The following is a 16,581-nucleotide window of genomic DNA, read 5'->3' as shown; positions in this document are numbered from 1 at the left end:
TATGTTATTATGTAGTGAGGTATACAATTATTAAGGTAACTTATGAAAATAGCGAATACGAAACTACTAGCTGGTGCTTGTATGGCTCTAACTTTAAGTATGCTTAACCCTGCCGTACTTGCAAATGATAACAATGATATACGAAAGACTGTTGTAGTTAAGTTTGCAAAAAAAGCTTATTCTGCAAATTATTACGGAAGGATAGATGGATACAAGTATGATTCCTACAAATTTTATGCTAAAAAAGGGCAAAAGTTAAAAGTGAAGTTGACTGGAGGAAATGTTGAAACTTACTTATGGGGTAATCAATTAAAAGACTCCATCAATCTTGGAGAATATTCTCCAGAGCTTGATGATAATGGTATTTATATTTTACCTGCGTCAGGTGAGTATGAAATTAGAGTATTTCAACCTAGATCACAAGCAAGAAAAGATAAAAAACCTCAATACTGGATGAGTATTAACATCAAATAAAGAATTGCTAGATTCGTTTAAGTTTTAATACAAGGATTCAAAAACTATTGCCAGTTAAACTGGGGCGTGATTTTTACATATATATGTTTATGTTAGTAAAATGATGTAGTTTACTTGTTTAATACTCCGAGGAATAATTTAATCTTGCTGGGTAATCCCCCCTAAAAATAATAGGATCTAAAAGTAGAATTTTCTCTTAAGATACGAGCAGGAGATTCTGCATGAAAACATCTAAATTTACTGACAGTCAGATCATGTCCATCTTGAAACAGGCAGAATCTGGCACACCTGTAGCGACCCTTTGCCGTGAACACGGCATGAGTAATGCTACCTTTTATAAATGGCGTGCCAAATATGGTGGTATGGATACATCATTAATGGCTCGACTGAAAGAGCTAGAAGCCGAAAATACCAGACTTAAAAAGATGTATGCGGAAGAGCGATTAAAATACCGAAATCATCCAGGAAGCGATGGCAATGAGCAGCACTGCTGCGCAAGGGTAAAGCCATCTTGCCGGCGTAAGATGGCACAACAGGCAGTTGCCCAGCATGCCATTAGTATTCGTTTGGCTTGTAAAGCATTTGGCATTAGTGAAACCTGCTACCGCTATCAAGCCAAACTCAGCGATGACAATGCACTCATTGCTGAACAGCTCATTGAACTCACTGAGGAAAATTCCGATTGGGGCTTTGGTTTGTGCTTCTCGTATTTACGGCATGTTGAGAGTTGCTGCTGGAATCACAAGCGGGTTTACCGCATTTACTGTGAGTTGGCACTGAATCTGCGTATTAAACCGAGAAGAAGACTAAAACGGCATGCGCCTGAACCATTGAAAGAACCAATCCGAGAAAATCAGGTTTGGTCATTAGATTTTATGCATGATCAGCTTTCCGATGGTCGCAAGTTTCGATTATTGAATGTGATTGATGATTACCGCCGCGAATTTATAGCCATTGACGCAGGGTTCTCATTGCCCACAATCAGGGTTATTCGTACGTTGAATCAATTGCTGGAGTGGAGAGAAAAACCGTTAGTGATCCGATGCGATAATGGTCCCGAATTTATCAGTCACGAATTTGTGCGCTGGGCTACTGAGCGCGGTATTCGTATTGAATATATTCAACCGGGTAAGCCACAGCAGAATGCGTATATTGAACGCTATAATCGGACCATACGTTATAGTTGGCTGAGCAAGCATTTATTTGATACTTTGGATGAAGTACAAGATTATGCAACAAACTGGTTGTGGCATTACAACCATGAAAGACCACATCAAGCTAACAAAGGAAAGCCACCTCTAATGGCTGCTTAACCTCTACTTTTAACTTCGGTTATTTATGGGAGGATTACCCTGCGATTCTAGAACGGGAATAGCATCTATTTTTGCTTTCATATAAGGAAGTTACCATAATTTTAAATATGCTTAACTTCCTAAGCCCCTATCAATATATGGCAGAGTGATATTTAATACATCGTGGTAAAGAAAGAATAATAGACTGAGTGCTCGTTTGTGGGTTGATTTGCTCACGCCGTTATTACTCACTAAATATGACAGATAACTTTTAATTTGTGTTTCGTTTAAAATACTTGGGTGTTGTTTGTTATGATAAAGGATGTAGCGTTTAATCCATTGGATATAAGCTCGTTCTGTTGATAGGCTTAAATGTCTGTATCGTCCTGTATAAGCGACTTTTTCTAATAATTTTGGTGGTTGCTTATGCGTGTAATTTTGGATTATCACAACTTGACAAGTATGTTTTTAATCTTTAAGGTATTTGAAATATAACGAGAAAAAAATAGGATGTCAAAATAGTTATGTTGCAAATTCATTTTGGTTATGCGGCAAATTTGCCGTATAACTGTAGTTAGACATCATGAGGGTAGCGGTGACCATCGAAATTTCGAACCAACTATCAGAGGTGCTAAGCGTCATTGAGCGCCATCTGGAATCAACGTTGCTGGCCGTGCATTTGTACGGCTCCGCAGTGGATGGCGGCCTGAAGCCATACAGCGATATTGATTTGTTGGTTACTGTGGCCGTAAAGCTTGATGAAACGACGCGGCGAGCATTGCTCAATGACCTTATGGAGGCTTCGGCTTTCCCTGGCGAGAGCGAGACGCTCCGCGCTATAGAAGTCACCCTTGTCGTGCATGACGACATCATCCCGTGGCGTTATCCGGCTAAGCGCGAGCTGCAATTTGGAGAATGGCAGCGCAATGACATTCTTGCGGGTATCTTCGAGCCAGCCATGATCGACATTGATCTAGCTATCCTGCTTACAAAAGCAAGAGAACATAGCGTTGCCTTGGTAGGTCCGGCAGCGGAGGAATTCTTTGACCCGGTTCCTGAACAGGATCTATTCGAGGCGCTGAGGGAAACCTTGAAGCTATGGAACTCGCAGCCCGACTGGGCCGGCGATGAGCGAAATGTAGTGCTTACGTTGTCCCGCATTTGGTACAGCGCAATAACCGGCAAAATCGCGCCGAAGGATGTCGCTGCCGACTGGGCAATAAAACGCCTACCTGCCCAGTATCAGCCCGTCTTACTTGAAGCTAAGCAAGCTTATCTGGGACAAAAAGAAGATCACTTGGCCTCACGCGCAGATCACTTGGAAGAATTTATTCGCTTTGTGAAAGGCGAGATCATCAAGTCAGTTGGTAAATGATGTCTAACAATTCGTTCAAGCCGACCGCGCTACGCGCGGCGGCTTAACTCCGGCGTTAGCTTTAAAAGCAACATTGGAGTATTAAATGAGAAAATTCATAATTCTGACCATTTTTGGTGCAGCTATCGCAGCAACCTCTGGTTGCGCATTACAAAAAGCCAAAGGTTGGGATCAGTATGGTAAATACATGGCTGCCTATGACGTCTTGAGTGCTGACTGTCTCGCAATAAACGAAAATGACAGGGATTACATTAATTATCGAATTGCTGCTTCAAAACTCTTAACTGTGATGGAGCTTGATTCTGATCTTTACAACAATACATACAAAACCATCTATACGAAATCACGCTCGAACACTCGCGAAGAGAACATGGAGTGGTGTGAAAAATTACGCCCGACCATAGTCATTGAGACTGAGGGTATGGAGGGCGACTACCAGCTTGGCTTGAAGGTGGTTGAAATTTCTAGAAGAGAAAGAGCTGAGACTTGGGCGAGAGCTTTAGAGGCAACCGCTGCAATAGCCACGGCAGTTGGTGAAGGAATGCAGGCGGCAAATCAACAAGCGGCGGCTCAGTACCGGTACATCCCTATGCCATTGAACCAGCCTTCTTTTAATAACAACCAAAAATCAGGAACTCCAATTTATAATTCTAGCGAATGCATAGGGGCGGTGGTTAGCGGTCGCTGTGCTGGCACTATTAACCCAAGCCCAAGTAATGTACTCCGAAAAAAGTGTTACGGGACAATGATAAATGGTGAGTGCAAGGGAGTTGTGGGTTATTAAGCTAACAAAGCCATCAAATTCGCTCCCTTCGGTCGCCACGCTCGCAAGCTCGCGCCGTTTATGGCGGCGTTAGTATGCAACATGAAAAGTTAGCTTTATTGATAGAGATTCGACACCTCTAATCAAAATCGGTAATTTCTTCTTTTTCAAGCTCTGTGCCAAATTAAGTCGGAACTAACATATTTGCCTCGTTTCACTGGTGCTGCATATGAAGAAGCATCACTCATGCGACCACGCATATAAGGATCGAGTGACAAGTAAATGGTTTTTAACAATATCTCGCCTTGTTTAAGTTCATTGAGCTCAACTTGCTCAATACGAAAATCGCTGTGTTTTGGCTCACCCACTGGCCGTTTAGCTAAAACGATGCGTTGATTAATAACTGTTTTCACACATATAACTCCATGTTTTATTTAGAAGTATTTCTCTTCACAATCAAAAATTAAGATTAAAATTTCTTTACATCCATTGTAGATGAGTTATAATAAAAAACAATACGACTGGTCTATTTTTACAATAGAGTAAATAATTAATATGAAGCCTACTCCTATTAAAAAGTCTGAAGCGAAGCGCTTACACATTCTTAACACCAGTTCAGACCTGATTTTGCATAAAGGTTTTACCGGTGTAGGATTACAGGAAATTTTACAGAGCTGTGAGATCCCTAAAGGCTCGTTTTATCATTATTTCCAATCTAAGGAAGCTTTCGGATGTGAATTGGTACAGCATTATGTAGATAATTACCAAGTCCGTTTAAATGATGTATGGCGTAGTGATAAATCGCCTTATCAAAAGCTGATTGAGTATTTTAATTTATGGATAGAAGATCCTGAAACACAGTGTGGTTGGGCGGATAGCTGTTTAATTGTGAAACTTGCCGCAGAAGTTGCCGATCTATCCGAAGATATGCGCTCTATTATGTCCGCTGGCGTCGATGATGTAATCCAACGTATTGCTGGTTTAATTGATTTGGGTAAACAGGATCAATCTATCCAAGCAGATACTGAGGCCTCGACGTTAGCACAAGTACTTTACCAAATGTGGTTAGGTGCAGCATTACTGAGTAAGTTGCAAAAAGATAAAACACCATTACATCAAGCTCTGAGAGCAACTAAATTTCTATTAAAAAGTGAAGATTCATAAAAATTAAAGGGGCTTAGGAAGTTAAACATATTACAAAGTATGGTAACTTCCTAAGCCCCTAAAAAAATAACCTTCCTTCCTGTATATAGAAAAATAAAGGAAGGAAAGCTATTCACTCAGGCCCCTCACCATTAAGTGAGGGTTATTTTGCTTATTGAGCCAGTTGCTCAGAGTTAGAAGTTTATTCACTACTAAGCACCACAACAGGCACTAGCTACTCTTTATTTCAACAATTGAAGTAATGCTGAGGCAGTTGCAGCAGAAGATGCTGGATTTTGTCCAGTAACCAGCAAGCCATCTGCTTGAACATGTACTTGCCAATCATCCATTTTAGAATAATGACCACCGTTTTCTTTAAGCATGTCTTCGACTAAAAATGGTACAATTTCAGTCAAACCTACAGCAGCCTCCTCAGTATTGGTGAAACCAGTCACTAATTTACCGCTAACTAAAGGCGCTCCATTACTCGCTTTCACATGACGAAGAACACCTGGGGCATGACACACTGCTGCAAAAGGTTTGCCAGACTGAATCGCCTGTTCAATCAGAGAAATTGAAATCGGATCTTCTGCTAAATCCCACAATGGGCCATGCCCGCCTGGATAAAACACTGCATCATAATCAGCTACAGAAATTTCGCTAAGTTTATGCGTCTGTGCCAATGCTTGCATTGCAGTTGGATCAGCTTCAAAACGATGAGTGGTTTCAGTTTGCGCATCGGCTAAATTACTTTTCGGATCTAGTGGTGGCTGCCCGCCTTGGGGCGACGCCAGCGTAACCTCAGCACCAGAGTCAATAAAGGCGTAATATGGTGCAGCAAGCTCTTCTAGCCAGAAACCTGTTTTCTTACCAGTATTGCCAAGTTGATCATGTGAGGTTAAAACGATTAAAATTTTCATGTTATTTCTCCGATATTTTTCAGGAATGAGGAGCACTGTTGCATGATCACTTGTCGTGTATCGTGACCATGACAGATACGCTTATTTAGATACTCGCCTCGAGAATTTGGCGACTGATCTCTAATGAAACAGTTTTATGTTCGCCTAGCTGTGTAAGATTGTGTGATTTAAGTTGCGTAATGATGATCTCAATATCTGTCTCCCCCAGTCCATAATCGCTAAGACGGGTCGGCAATCCAAGTTGCTCAAAGAAGGCCCGAGTACGAGCAATAGCAGCATCAATACGTTGTTCTTCATCACCTTCGACAATCTGCCAAACTCGAGCTGCATACTGTAGTAATTTTTCTCGCTTCTCTTGACGACGCACTTGTAGATTGGCCGGCAACACAATGGCCAAGGTACGAGCATGATCAATACCATGTAAAGCGGTGAGCTCATGTCCAATCAAATGGGTTGACCAATCTTGTGGTACACCAGCTCCAATTAGCCCATTCAGTGCCATGCTAGCAGCCCACATCAAATTCGCACGCGTGTCATAATCTGCTGAATCTTCCAAGATTTTCGGTCCAATCTCAATCAAAGTTTGCAATAGACCTTCGGCAAAACGATCTTGTACTTGTGCATTCACAGGGTAAGTTAAGTACTGTTCCATGACATGAACAAATGCATCGACCACGCCATTTGCTAACTGGCGCGTCGGCAAGCTAAAAGTTTTATTCGGATCCAGTACGGAAAATTGCGGAAAAACATAGGGGCTGCTAAATGACAATTTGGCTTGGGTCGATTTTCTGGTTACTACCCCACCGCTATTCATTTCTGAACCAGTTGCCGGAAGGGTGAGTACACTCGCAAAAGGCAAAGCTTGAGTAATTTTAGTACCATGGGTTTCTAAAATCTCCCATGTATCCCCTGTATAATTGACTGCTGCTGCAATAAATTTAGTACCATCAATTACCGATCCACCACCGACAGCCATCAAGAAATCAATCTTTTGTTCACGAATCAGCTCTACAGCTTTCATGAGGGTTTCATAACTCGGATTCGGCTCAATTCCGCCAAATTCATAAATTTCTCTTGCACCTAATGCTTCACGCACCTCAGCTAAAGTACCATTCTTACGTGCACTTTCACCGCCAAACAACATTAATACTTTTGCTTCTGTAGGCACATAGTCATTGATTTTAGCTATTGTATCGCCACCAAAAATAATGCGGGTCGGATTATAAAAGTTAAAATTCAGCATATTTTTATCCTAGGATGATCAGCTAATTGATTTGAAAAACCACCGTTATTCATCAAATAAACTTTAAAAAATTGGACAACACTGCGGCTTTTGACTGCACCATGTGCTAACTATACATAAAAATAGACCAGTCGTCTATTTTTATAAAAAAATTATTTCATCTTGCGACTTGAGTGATGGTTAAACACATTCGGGCTTGTTCTATACCACTTTTATTATTTATGTATTTTCACGAGCGATTGTTGGATGGAAAGTATAAACATGTATGACTATTGACATGGTCGTGAACGCATTGGCTAAAACAGTGAATGGCTCATACAAAATAGCAATGATTGAATATTTTAAAAGCAGATTGGCAGGGTTTAGCAGATGTACAAATGCGACAGTAAATTATATAGATTAGTTCAATATAAAGCATGTAAATAGTTGCATTCGTATATTTACCCTGCCCTGTTTTGGATATTGACCCATTTAAATGATGGGATTAAGCCAATAAATAAAGTAGCCCAACTTGAATAAAAAGCCTCTGACAAACCTCAAAGCGTTAAAGTGCTGCCTTTCATTCAAAATTTCAGGCAGCACTCTCATACATTTAAGCGTCGGTTTAAGCTGGTAGTTTACTCGCCAAAACATCTACTTGAACCGTACCGGGTTTGTCGGAGACCACTTTTCTTGAGAGAATGTCCCGATGAAAAAAGTAAAATACACCCCTGAAATCAGAGATAGAGCGGTTCAATTATTGATTGAATCCGAAAAAGATTATCCATCGAATTGGGCTGCGATCACAGCAATTGCGCCTAAGATTGGTTGTACTCCTGAAACACTTCGTGTTTGGTATCAAAAATATTTAGATAAACAAAATCCAGTTAAAGTACAGCAGCTTTCAGACCAAGAACGTATCAAACAACTCGAACGCGAAAATAAAGAACTGCAACGCGCCAATGAGATTCTACGTAAAGCAGCCGCTTTTTTCGCCCAGGCGGAGCTCGACCGCCCACACAAATAATGGTGGATTTTATCCATAACAATAAAGATCGATATGGTGTTGATGCGATTTGTAGGATTTTACCGATCGCAGCTTCAACCTATTACCGAACTTTAGATCTCGCTGACAATCCAGAACATCGAGCGAAACGAGATCTACATGATGAGCATCATGCTGAACAAATTCAACGAATTTGGAAAGAAAGTTCAGGTCGATATGGTGTGCGTAAGGTCTGGCAACAATTGAAACGTGAAGGTTATGTTATCGCACGTTGTACAGTTGCTCGATTGATGCAGAAGCTAGCTATACAAGGTGTTTGGCGTGGTAAGAATAAACAAACCACCCGTAGCCGAGATGATCAAAAAAGAGCAGATGATTTAGTGAAACGTAATTTTAATGCTGATCATCCTGACCAACTGTGGGTGAGTGACTTTACGTATATTCAAACTCATTCAGGCTGGGTCTATACCGCCTTTATTATTGATGTGTTCTCACGAGCAATTGTTGGATGGAAAGTATCTACACGGATGAATACAGATATGGTGCTCGATGCACTTGAGCAAGCATTGCACGATCGAGGCATGCCAAAGAATGTGATTCATCATTCCGATAGAGGTGTTCAATATCTTTCTATTCGCTATACCAATCGTTTAGAAGCTGCAAATTTACGAGCATCAGTCGGTACGACTGGTGATTCATACGATAATGCTTTGGCTGAAACGGTGAATGGCTTATACAAAACAGAGGTGATTGAATATTTAAAAGCAGATTGGCAAGGTTTAGCAGATGTACAACTTGCGACACTAAACTGGGTAGATTGGTTCAATAAAAAGCGTGTACACAGTGCACTGGGTTATGTATCGCCTTTTGAGTTTGAAGCAATGTACTATGATAAGATTAACCCGTTAGGTCAGGTGGCCTAACTTAAATAAAAAAGTCTCCGACAAACCCGGTACGGTTCAACTTTTTCAATAGACGGTGGCTCTGAAAATAGCTCTTCGGCCTGAGCCATCAACGCAGCTGCAACCTTGCCAGATAAATGCGCTTGGCGACCCGCCTCATCAGGAAATGCATCAAAAATACCAAATGTTGTAGGTCCAAGACGTAAGCCAAACCACGCAACTGTCGCAGGTTCTTCCATTACAATAGGTAAACCGCCTTTAAGGAAAGCTTCCACTTCGTCTTCTTTACCTGGTTTAGCTTCAAGACGGACATATAAAGCTGTTTTAAGCATGACTAAAACTCCACAATTGATTAAAATTCAAACTGATTCTGTCATTGCTAATGTATGCATGTCAGAAAGTTTTGTTGTATAAAAGTTAAAAAACATCCCATAGCAGAGCCAAAATTTAGATGTGCATTTCGACATAATGCTATGAATTTATTCAAGTTAATATCATTAACATTTGAATCAGTACAATTAAGATATGAGATGATTAAATTTAATCTTAGTTATATAAGGATCAATTGACTCTACCTTATATTTATAAGCTGACCTCTTCATTTGGAAGTTATATTGCTCAAGAAGCATTCAAGAACAATATTATCCATCTTCATATCTATGAAAGTTATTTAGCTAGGAATTTGCTGTGAAACTCTATATGTTTCTCTATAAAGCTCGCAATGAAGTAATAGCTATGGTCATAGCCTTCTCTTAGGTTAAGTGTAAGAGGATATTCTTGTTCCAAACAAATATCACTAAGAAGCTTAGGTCTTAACTGTTCTTCAAGAAAATCATCAGCTGTTCCCTGATCGACTAAAATAGGTAAATGCACTTCAGCGTTTTTGATTAATTCAATCGCATCATAGCTTTTCCATAAAGTTTCGGTTTCACCTAGGTAGTGTGTAAAAGCCTTTTTCCCCCAAGGTACTTGGCTAGGTGCAACAATTGGTGCAAAACCAGAAATACTTTTATACAGCTTAGGATTTTTTAACCCAATGACTAATGCACCATGACCACCCATGCTATGCCCCATAATGCTTTGGACTTGATTGGTCGGAAAATTTAGGTCAATCAGATTTCTGAGCTCTTCCACAATATAATCATACATCTTGAAATGCTGTGACCAGGGTGCTTGTGTTGCATTCACATAGAATCCTGCGCCTTGGCCTAAATCATAATCTGCATGATCTGGTACATCTTCTCCACGTGGGCTGGTATCTGGTGCAACAATAATGACTTTATGTTCAGCCGCATACTTTTGTGCTCCGGCTTTAGTAATAAAGTTCTGTTCGTTGCAAGTCAGTCCTGATAACCAATATAAAACTGGCAACCGCTCATCTTTGTCATGAGGTGGCAGATATATTGAGAATTTCATTGAACAGTTTAATGCTATTGACTGATGGCGATACACTTCTTGCGATCCGCCAAAAGAAGCATGTTTCTCAATTATTTCCATAATCAATTACCTATGTTGAGCAAGACTTCATGAGAAATCGAGTAAACAAAGAGTCTGACATTCTCCACAGAGAATACTCATAAAGATTTAAATTGTAGGCAGCTTTATTGCACCTATACACGATGCCTACACAGATAGATCTGTTTTACAGATAATGTGCCGTTTTAGAGGATTCCATGCATGTCAATCATGATGCACATGCATGGAAAACTATAAGGTCTGACGCAATTATTCGTAATGAATTACAGTACGAATTGACTTACCTTCATGCATGAGATCAAAGGCTTCATTGATCTGATCCAAGCCCATCGTATGTGTCACAAATGGTTCTAATTGAATTTTACCTTGCATGGCATCTTCAACCATTCCTGGAAGTTGCGTACGACCTTTTACGCCACCAAAGGCAGAACCTAGCCATTTACGACCAGTAACCAGTTGGAATGGACGGGTAGAGATTTCCTGACCTGCGCCAGCTACACCAATAATTACAGATTGTCCCCAGCCACGGTGTGCACTTTCAAGGGCTGCTCGCATCACATTCACGTTTCCAATACATTCAAATGAATGATCTACACCCCAGCCAGTCATTTCGACAATGACTTGCTGGATTGGTTTATCGTAGTCTTTAGGATTCAAGAAGTCCGTTGCACCAAACTCTTTTGCCAGCGCAAATTTATCTGGATTCATGTCAACCACAATGATACGCCCTGCTTTAGCTTGACGTGCGGCTTGTACGACTGCTAGACCAATACCACCTAAACCAAAGACCGCAACACTATCACCTTCTTGTACTTTAGCCGTGTTATGTACTGCACCGATACCCGTTGTGACACCACAACCCAGTAAGCAGACATGTTCGTGATTGGCTTCAGGATTGATTTTAGCCAATGATACTTCTGCCACTACAGTGTATTCACTGAACGTTGAGCAGCCCATATAGTGGTAAATCGGTTGACCATTGTAGGAAAAACGAGTGGTACCATCTGGCATTACGCCTCTACCTTGAGTTTCGCGAACAGAAATACACAAGTTCGATTTTCCAGATTTACAGAATACGCACTCGCCACATTCAGCAGTGTAAAGTGGAATAACATGATCACCTGGTTTGACGCTAGTCACGCCTTCACCAACCTCAACGACAACACCAGCACCTTCATGCCCGAGAATAGCCGGAAAAACACCTTCAGGATCATCGCCAGATAAAGTAAATGCGTCTGTATGACACACACCGGTATGGGAGATCTTAATTAATACTTCACCTTTCTTCGGTGGCGCAACATCTACTTCAACAATTTGAAGAGGTTGACCAGGACCAAACGCAACAGCTGCACGTGACTTCATGGAATAATTCCTCATACAGATCTATTTTAAATATGATTTTAGAATCTTGGCGATTTCAGCCAATTCTTCTTTTCGTTGTTGTTCTGTGGTTTCACCTGATACTAAAGTGTCTTTTAAATGAACCTCTAACATCTCATTCATTAAACCATTAATAGCACCACGCACAGAGCATATTTGTTGCAGAATTGCACCACATTCCACATTGTCTTCTAACGCTTTTTCAATCGCTTGCGTCTGACCTTTGATCTTTCTGACGCGTAGAAGAATCTTTTTTTTGTCTTCAACCTGATTAGGCATCAGACCTCCTTACTTGCTAGAATTAATACTATACTACCCCATAGTATAAAAAAAGCAATATTTTTTATAAATCGAAAATCAAAAAGATCTTTAGCGTAAATTTTCTTTCCCTGTTTTTAGTTTTTTTAAATTAACATCATAGAGCTTATGCGAAAGTCACAAAAAAAATGGGACTTTTATCTCCCATTTTTTATTTTGGCTCATGTTCTTTGTGATGCTGTGACCTTTTAGAATTATGTTTCAAATTTTAGCCACTTTGTAGATATTTTGAACGTTTCAAGCCTTGAAAATACTACCGACAGTTTAGATTAAACTGCCTTTACAGACTGTACTAGAATTTTTTTAGTGAGCGGATGATATTCATTATTCATTATTTAGGAATTATTAAATCCTATAAATATCATTTATTGAATTAATTTACTTTGGTACTGTGCACATCATCCCCCAGTTAAAAATAAGGAACAATTATGAATAAGATGATGAATGCTCTTATCTTAGAAAATTTTGGTGATCATGAATTTAAACGTGTAGAACTCCCCATACCTCAACCTGAGGCTGGGCAAGTTCTAGTCCGTATTCATGCCAGTGGTGTAAACCCTATTGATTATAAAATTCGTCTTGGTGAAGCACCATATGCTATGCCAGAGCTTCCTGCCGTGTTGGGAACAGATATGGCTGGGGTTGTCACTGCTGTTGGTGAAGGTGTCACCCACTTCAACGTCGGAGATGAAGTTTACGGTCTGATAGGTGGCGTTCGTGGTCTTCAAGGATCTTTAGCAGAATATGTTGTAGCAGATGCTGATCTGATCGCATTAAAGCCACGCAATATCTCTATGCGCGAGGCAGCTGTACTACCATTGACTTTCCTCACCGCTTGGGAAGGTTTAGTGGATAATGCGAAGGTCCAACCAGGGCAAACTGTACTGGTTCAGGGTGGTGCTGGTGGCGTTGGTTATATGGTTGTTCAGCTTGCAAAAGCACTTGATGCAAATGTTTGGGCGACTGGTCGTACAGCTGATCAATCACTGATTTCAGAACTCGGTGCAACACCTCTCGATTACACAACAGCATCTTCCGATGACATTATTGCTGCAAGCCCTGAGGGTCAAGGTTTTAACATTGTTTACGACACTGTGGGTGGTCCAGTACTCGAAGCTTCACTTTCCATGACAACTCACTATGGCCACATTACCAGCTGTGCTGCATTTGGTAATCATAATTTAGCGAGTTCATCTCTACGGTGTGCCACAGTGTCTGGGGTATTCGTCCTAATGCCGATGTTAACAGGCAATCACCGTGCTCATCATGGTGATATCCTTAAGATCGCGACTCGTCTCGTTGAGGAAGGTAAACTGCGTCCTATTGTTGATCCTCGTTATTTTACTCTAGACCAAGCGATTGAGGCTCATGATGCTGTTCAAGATCGCTCTGCCAATATTAAGGTCGTGATTGATGTCATTTAACGCACTTCAGGCCAAGACTTGGCGCTTCAATAGTATTGGAGATACAGATGTTCTGACATTAGAAACACTTCCTGTTGCTTTACCAGCAGCAGGAGAAGTTCTAATCCAGATGAAAACGATCGGACTCAACCGGGCTGATGTAATGTTTCGGCGTGGTACTTATATTCAAAAGGCAGAATTCCCTTCTCGTCTGGGATATGAGGGAGCAGGCATAGTTCTGGCGATAGGTGAAGGTGTACGCCAATTTTCTCCAGGAGATGCAGTATCGATTCTTCCGACTGACAATCTAGCCAAATATGGGACATATGCGGACAAGCTTCTGATTCCAGAAACTTTTTTAGTTCACAAACCCGATAGTTTAAGTTGGGAAGAAGCTTCTTCAATCTGGATGCAGTATTTGACGGCTTGGGGTGGTGTAATCCATGCTGGTGGAGTTTCGAAAGGAAAAACGATCTTGATCACAGCAGCTTCAAGTAGTGTAGGATTAGCTGCGATACAGATAGCTGAAGCAGCGGGTGCTAAGGTCATTGCAAGTACACAAACGATAGAGAAAAAGCAACGTTTACTGGATCTCGGTGTTAAAGATGTTATAGCCAGTGAAGATGAACCAGATTTGTATGAGGCGCTTGTTTCACGTTTGGGTGGAGAATATCTTGATGTCGCCTTCGATGCTGTAGGAGGGCCACATATTGAACAGATTGCAAAAGCGATGTCGGTAGGAGGAACGATGGTTATGCATGGTGCACTTAGCCCGGAGATCACACCATTTCCCCTTAAAGTTGCATTACGCAAGAGCTTAACCATGCGAGGTTTTTTGTTCCTTGAGGTTCTCCATGATCCTGTTCTAAGGGAGCAAGCCAGACGATTTATTCTTAGCAGTATAGGTGCAGGATATCTTCGTCCAGTGATCGACTGTTGCTTTGACTTTGAGGACATGCATGACGCTCAGCGCTATCTTGAATCAAATCAGCAAATAGGAAAAATTGTAGTTACTCTAAATACATGATGGTCTTATCTGATTTCTACTTTCTAGAAAAAAGCTTAGTTCCATCTGATTCAGGTTTCTATATGGCCCAACACTTCCGCTAAGTAATCAAACAATGCTCGGATTCGCAAAGGTGTCGGGCCCCGCTGTGGACGATATAAATACAGGCGCCAAACGGGAGAGGTTTCCTCATGAAGTATCTGAATGAGCTTACCACTCCTAAGCCACGGCAAAACTAGAAATCCAGGCATGTGTCCGAATCCAACTCCAGCGAGAATAGCTTGAAATTCAGCTTCTAGATCATCTGTAATAAAACGAGGCTTTGATGGCGTGAAGCTTCGACTTTCGGTGAATGTCCATGGCCAGTAACGCCCTGTTTTATGATCGAATAGTGCTGTTAGAGGGTATTTATCAAGGTCAATAATTTTTTTGGGCATTCCAACCTTATCAATTAACTCTGGCGTACCCACAGAATAAAAGTTCACTTTAGCCAATTCCCTTGCCACATATCGATTGTCCGGCAAAAATCCAAATCTGATCCCGATATCTATCCGCTCATCGATCACATCCGAGTGTGAATCTGTTAGCACACAATCCACGACAATATCTGGATAACGTGTGGCAAATTCTGCTAGTGCGGGTACTACCAATTTGCGCCCTAACACAGACGACACAGTAAGACGGACAGTCCCACGCATTTCATCTCGTTTTTCCTTGGTGTCTTTTACAAGCAGAGCATCAATCGATCCCACCGCAAAACGTGCTTGCTTTGCCAAACGCTCACCATCAGCAGTAATTTTAATTTGTCGAGTACTCCTGTAGAACAGAATTTCTCCGCGCTGCTCTTCTAGCTCCTTTATTGCCCGTGTCACTACCTGCGGGGAAATACCGAGCTGAGTTGCTGCCTCTTTAAAATTTCGACACTCTGCTGCGACACAAAAGATACGTATCATTTCCAATTTGTTCTGCATGTCCAATCCTGTGTTATGGTAATTATTCCGTAAATAAGAATTCTGAAAGATAATATTATTCATTTATTATACCTAACAAGGCTGTAATACTTAATCCATCAAATATGATTGACAGATAGGTTGAAGATTACTTGTATGAATAATATAGAAAATAAAGTTGTTGTTATCACTGGTGCAAGTAGTGGTTTAGGTGAAGCTACTGCTCGCTTACTTGCTAAAAAAGGTGCAAAAGTTGTACTTGGTGCTAGACGTACTGAAAAATTAGAGGCTATTGTTCACGACATCCGTGCTGAAGGTGGTCAAGCTGAATTTATTGGTATGGATATAACCAAACCACATGAAGTACAAGCACTTATTGAAAAGGCATTAAGCGCATTTGGTCAAATCGATGTATTGGTAAACAATGCTGGATTAATGTCTATTGCACCATTAAGTGAGCTAAAAGTTGATGAATGGGATCGTATGATCGACATTAATATTAAAGGTGTTCTTTATGGTATAGCAGCGACACTACCTGTTTTCCAAAAACAAAACTTTGGACACTTTATTAATCTCGCATCTGTTGCAGGGATAAAAGTATTTAGTCCAGGAGGTACTGTTTATAGCGGTACTAAGTTTGCTGTAAGAGCCATCTCTGAAGGACTTCGTCATGAAGTTGGGGGAACAATTAGAACGACTACTATTGAGCCTGGTGCAGTTGAGTCAGAACTAAAATTCGGTTCTTCTCATAAGGAAAGTTCAGAGTTTGTTACTGATTTCTACAAACAAGCTATACCAGCTGACTCAGTCGCTCGAGCAATTGCTTATGCAATTGAACAGCCTGAGGATGTAGATATTAATGAAATTGTTTTACGCCCAACGAGCCAAGCGTTTTAATAATTGAATAACAAAAAATGGGAGCACCTCGCTCCCATTTTTACTATATTTTTA

17 protein-coding genes, 2 pseudogenes and 1 other annotated feature are annotated in these 16,581 nt (G+C 40.9%); of the genes and pseudogenes, 10 read left to right on the top strand and 9 right to left on the bottom strand.

What is annotated here, in order from left to right; all coding sequences use genetic code 11:
- Positions 1-42: 42 nt before the first annotated feature.
- Both K1T76_RS05745 and K1T76_RS05740 read left to right on the top strand, forming a co-directional pair.
- Positions 43-474, top strand: a complete 432-nt coding sequence (locus K1T76_RS05745; RefSeq protein ID WP_230244557.1) for a PPC domain-containing protein — start codon at positions 43-45, stop codon at positions 472-474.
- A 221-nt stretch (positions 475-695) separates the two neighbouring features.
- On the top strand, positions 696-1,787 hold the full coding sequence (locus tag K1T76_RS05740) for an IS3 family transposase (protein ID WP_230244555.1): 1,092 nt from the start codon (positions 696-698) through the stop codon (positions 1,785-1,787).
- Between the two features lie 111 nt (positions 1,788-1,898).
- Here the strand turns inward: K1T76_RS05740 and K1T76_RS15115 are convergent, their stop codons facing one another.
- Entirely contained in the window at positions 1,899-2,216 is a 318-nt protein-coding gene (locus K1T76_RS15115) for a site-specific integrase (RefSeq protein ID WP_227499388.1), read from the bottom strand.
- Between the two features lie 133 nt (positions 2,217-2,349).
- Between K1T76_RS15115 and K1T76_RS05735 the strand changes: the two genes are divergently transcribed.
- A complete protein-coding gene (locus K1T76_RS05735; RefSeq protein WP_001261740.1) occupies positions 2,350-3,141 on the top strand; it encodes an ANT(3'')-Ia family aminoglycoside nucleotidyltransferase AadA2 in 792 nt (263 codons plus the stop codon).
- 85 nt (positions 3,142-3,226) lie between these two features.
- On the top strand, positions 3,227-3,925 hold the full coding sequence (locus K1T76_RS05730; RefSeq protein ID WP_019837857.1) for a hypothetical protein: 699 nt from the start codon (positions 3,227-3,229) through the stop codon (positions 3,923-3,925).
- Positions 3,926-4,107: 182 nt separating this feature from the next.
- Here K1T76_RS05730 and K1T76_RS05725 read toward each other — a convergent pair.
- Positions 4,108-4,317 (bottom strand): annotated as a pseudogene (locus K1T76_RS05725) (hypothetical protein); the annotation flags it as partial.
- A 142-nt stretch (positions 4,318-4,459) separates the two neighbouring features.
- On the opposite strand from K1T76_RS05725, the gene K1T76_RS05720 reads away from it, so the two are divergent.
- Complete coding sequence (locus K1T76_RS05720) at positions 4,460-5,068, top strand: TetR/AcrR family transcriptional regulator (RefSeq protein WP_005160552.1); 609 nt, start codon at positions 4,460-4,462, stop codon at positions 5,066-5,068.
- 221 nt (positions 5,069-5,289) lie between these two features.
- Here the strand turns inward: K1T76_RS05720 and K1T76_RS05715 are convergent, their stop codons facing one another.
- Both K1T76_RS05715 and K1T76_RS05710 read right to left on the bottom strand, forming a co-directional pair.
- The gene (locus K1T76_RS05715) at positions 5,290-5,967 is read right to left on the bottom strand and encodes a type 1 glutamine amidotransferase domain-containing protein (protein WP_230244547.1); all 678 of its coding nucleotides are present in this window, start codon (positions 5,965-5,967) and stop codon (positions 5,290-5,292) included.
- 85 nt (positions 5,968-6,052) lie between these two features.
- A complete protein-coding gene (locus K1T76_RS05710; RefSeq protein ID WP_230244545.1) occupies positions 6,053-7,210 on the bottom strand; it encodes an iron-containing alcohol dehydrogenase in 1,158 nt (385 codons plus the stop codon).
- A gap of 184 nt (positions 7,211-7,394) precedes the next feature.
- Between K1T76_RS05710 and K1T76_RS05705 the strand changes: the two are divergent.
- Positions 7,395-7,729: pseudogene (locus tag K1T76_RS05705) on the top strand (IS3 family transposase); the annotation flags it as partial.
- Between the two features lie 169 nt (positions 7,730-7,898).
- A protein-coding gene (locus K1T76_RS05700; RefSeq protein ID WP_180106673.1) for an IS3 family transposase occupies positions 7,899-9,118 on the top strand; the annotation gives its coding sequence in 2 pieces (ribosomal slippage) (positions 7,899-8,175 and positions 8,175-9,118; 1,221 coding nt in all).
- Positions 8,174-8,290, top strand: a sequence feature (AL1L pseudoknot). (Overlaps the previous gene by 117 nt.)
- Here the strand turns inward: K1T76_RS05700 and K1T76_RS05695 are convergent.
- From K1T76_RS05695 to K1T76_RS05680, 4 genes are all read right to left on the bottom strand, one after another.
- Positions 9,115-9,429: a putative quinol monooxygenase gene (locus K1T76_RS05695; RefSeq protein ID WP_230244543.1), complete on the bottom strand. Its 315-nt coding sequence runs from the start codon at positions 9,427-9,429 to the stop codon at positions 9,115-9,117. The two genes, K1T76_RS05700 and K1T76_RS05695, sit on opposite strands and share 4 nt — an antisense overlap.
- 334 nt (positions 9,430-9,763) lie before the next feature.
- Positions 9,764-10,594, bottom strand: a complete 831-nt coding sequence (gene fghA, locus K1T76_RS05690) for an S-formylglutathione hydrolase (protein ID WP_230244541.1) — start codon at positions 10,592-10,594, stop codon at positions 9,764-9,766.
- A 228-nt stretch (positions 10,595-10,822) separates the two neighbouring features.
- The gene (locus tag K1T76_RS05685) at positions 10,823-11,935 is read right to left on the bottom strand and encodes an S-(hydroxymethyl)glutathione dehydrogenase/class III alcohol dehydrogenase (protein ID WP_230244539.1); all 1,113 of its coding nucleotides are present in this window, start codon (positions 11,933-11,935) and stop codon (positions 10,823-10,825) included.
- A 21-nt stretch (positions 11,936-11,956) separates the two neighbouring features.
- On the bottom strand, positions 11,957-12,232 hold the full coding sequence (locus tag K1T76_RS05680) for a metal/formaldehyde-sensitive transcriptional repressor (RefSeq protein ID WP_001133624.1): 276 nt from the start codon (positions 12,230-12,232) through the stop codon (positions 11,957-11,959).
- A gap of 467 nt (positions 12,233-12,699) precedes the next feature.
- Here K1T76_RS05680 and K1T76_RS05675 point away from each other — a divergent pair, with 467 nt between their 5' ends.
- Positions 12,700-13,695: a zinc-dependent alcohol dehydrogenase family protein gene (locus tag K1T76_RS05675; RefSeq protein ID WP_230244537.1), complete on the top strand. Its 996-nt coding sequence runs from the start codon at positions 12,700-12,702 to the stop codon at positions 13,693-13,695.
- On the top strand, positions 13,685-14,701 hold the full coding sequence (locus K1T76_RS05670; protein WP_230244535.1) for a zinc-dependent alcohol dehydrogenase family protein: 1,017 nt from the start codon (positions 13,685-13,687) through the stop codon (positions 14,699-14,701). The genes K1T76_RS05675 and K1T76_RS05670 overlap by 11 nt, the downstream gene beginning before the upstream one ends.
- Positions 14,702-14,751: 50 nt before the next feature.
- Here the strand turns inward: K1T76_RS05670 and K1T76_RS05665 are convergent, their stop codons facing one another.
- The gene (locus K1T76_RS05665; protein ID WP_230245629.1) at positions 14,752-15,651 is read right to left on the bottom strand and encodes a LysR family transcriptional regulator; all 900 of its coding nucleotides are present in this window, start codon (positions 15,649-15,651) and stop codon (positions 14,752-14,754) included.
- A gap of 135 nt (positions 15,652-15,786) precedes the next feature.
- On the opposite strand from K1T76_RS05665, the gene K1T76_RS05660 reads away from it, so the two are divergent.
- On the top strand, positions 15,787-16,527 hold the full coding sequence (locus K1T76_RS05660) for an SDR family oxidoreductase (RefSeq protein WP_230244533.1): 741 nt from the start codon (positions 15,787-15,789) through the stop codon (positions 16,525-16,527).
- The last annotated feature ends 54 nt before the right edge of the window (positions 16,528-16,581 follow it).

The organism is Acinetobacter sp. PW68 (genome assembly GCF_020982655.1).
Taxonomy (GTDB): Bacteria; Pseudomonadota; Gammaproteobacteria; order Pseudomonadales; family Moraxellaceae; genus Acinetobacter; species Acinetobacter towneri_A.
The sequence above is the reverse complement of the archived record's forward strand: the minus strand, read 5'-3'. Positions and strand labels throughout refer to the sequence as shown.

What these genes read in the sequence shown, in the direction of transcription:
- K1T76_RS05740 (WP_230244555.1), top strand. Translation starts at nt 696, where the DNA reads ATGAAAACATCTAAATTTACTGACAGTCAGATCATGTCCATCTTGAAA.
- K1T76_RS05715 (WP_230244547.1), bottom strand. Translation starts at nt 5,967, where the DNA reads ATGAAAATTTTAATCGTTTTAACCTCACATGATCAACTTGGCAATACT.
- K1T76_RS05695 (WP_230244543.1), bottom strand. Translation starts at nt 9,429, where the DNA reads ATGCTTAAAACAGCTTTATATGTCCGTCTTGAAGCTAAACCAGGTAAA.
- K1T76_RS05730 (WP_019837857.1), top strand. Translation starts at nt 3,227, where the DNA reads ATGAGAAAATTCATAATTCTGACCATTTTTGGTGCAGCTATCGCAGCA.
- K1T76_RS05710 (WP_230244545.1), bottom strand. Translation starts at nt 7,210, where the DNA reads ATGCTGAATTTTAACTTTTATAATCCGACCCGCATTATTTTTGGTGGC.
- K1T76_RS05745 (WP_230244557.1), top strand. Translation starts at nt 43, where the DNA reads ATGAAAATAGCGAATACGAAACTACTAGCTGGTGCTTGTATGGCTCTA.
- K1T76_RS05670 (WP_230244535.1), top strand. Translation starts at nt 13,685, where the DNA reads ATGTCATTTAACGCACTTCAGGCCAAGACTTGGCGCTTCAATAGTATT.
- K1T76_RS05665 (WP_230245629.1), bottom strand. Translation starts at nt 15,651, where the DNA reads ATGCAGAACAAATTGGAAATGATACGTATCTTTTGTGTCGCAGCAGAG.
- K1T76_RS05675 (WP_230244537.1), top strand. Translation starts at nt 12,700, where the DNA reads ATGAATAAGATGATGAATGCTCTTATCTTAGAAAATTTTGGTGATCAT.
- fghA (WP_230244541.1), bottom strand. Translation starts at nt 10,594, where the DNA reads ATGGAAATAATTGAGAAACATGCTTCTTTTGGCGGATCGCAAGAAGTG.
- K1T76_RS05685 (WP_230244539.1), bottom strand. Translation starts at nt 11,935, where the DNA reads ATGAAGTCACGTGCAGCTGTTGCGTTTGGTCCTGGTCAACCTCTTCAA.
- K1T76_RS05680 (WP_001133624.1), bottom strand. Translation starts at nt 12,232, where the DNA reads ATGCCTAATCAGGTTGAAGACAAAAAAAAGATTCTTCTACGCGTCAGA.
- K1T76_RS05660 (WP_230244533.1), top strand. Translation starts at nt 15,787, where the DNA reads ATGAATAATATAGAAAATAAAGTTGTTGTTATCACTGGTGCAAGTAGT.
- K1T76_RS05720 (WP_005160552.1), top strand. Translation starts at nt 4,460, where the DNA reads ATGAAGCCTACTCCTATTAAAAAGTCTGAAGCGAAGCGCTTACACATT.
- K1T76_RS05735 (WP_001261740.1), top strand. Translation starts at nt 2,350, where the DNA reads ATGAGGGTAGCGGTGACCATCGAAATTTCGAACCAACTATCAGAGGTG.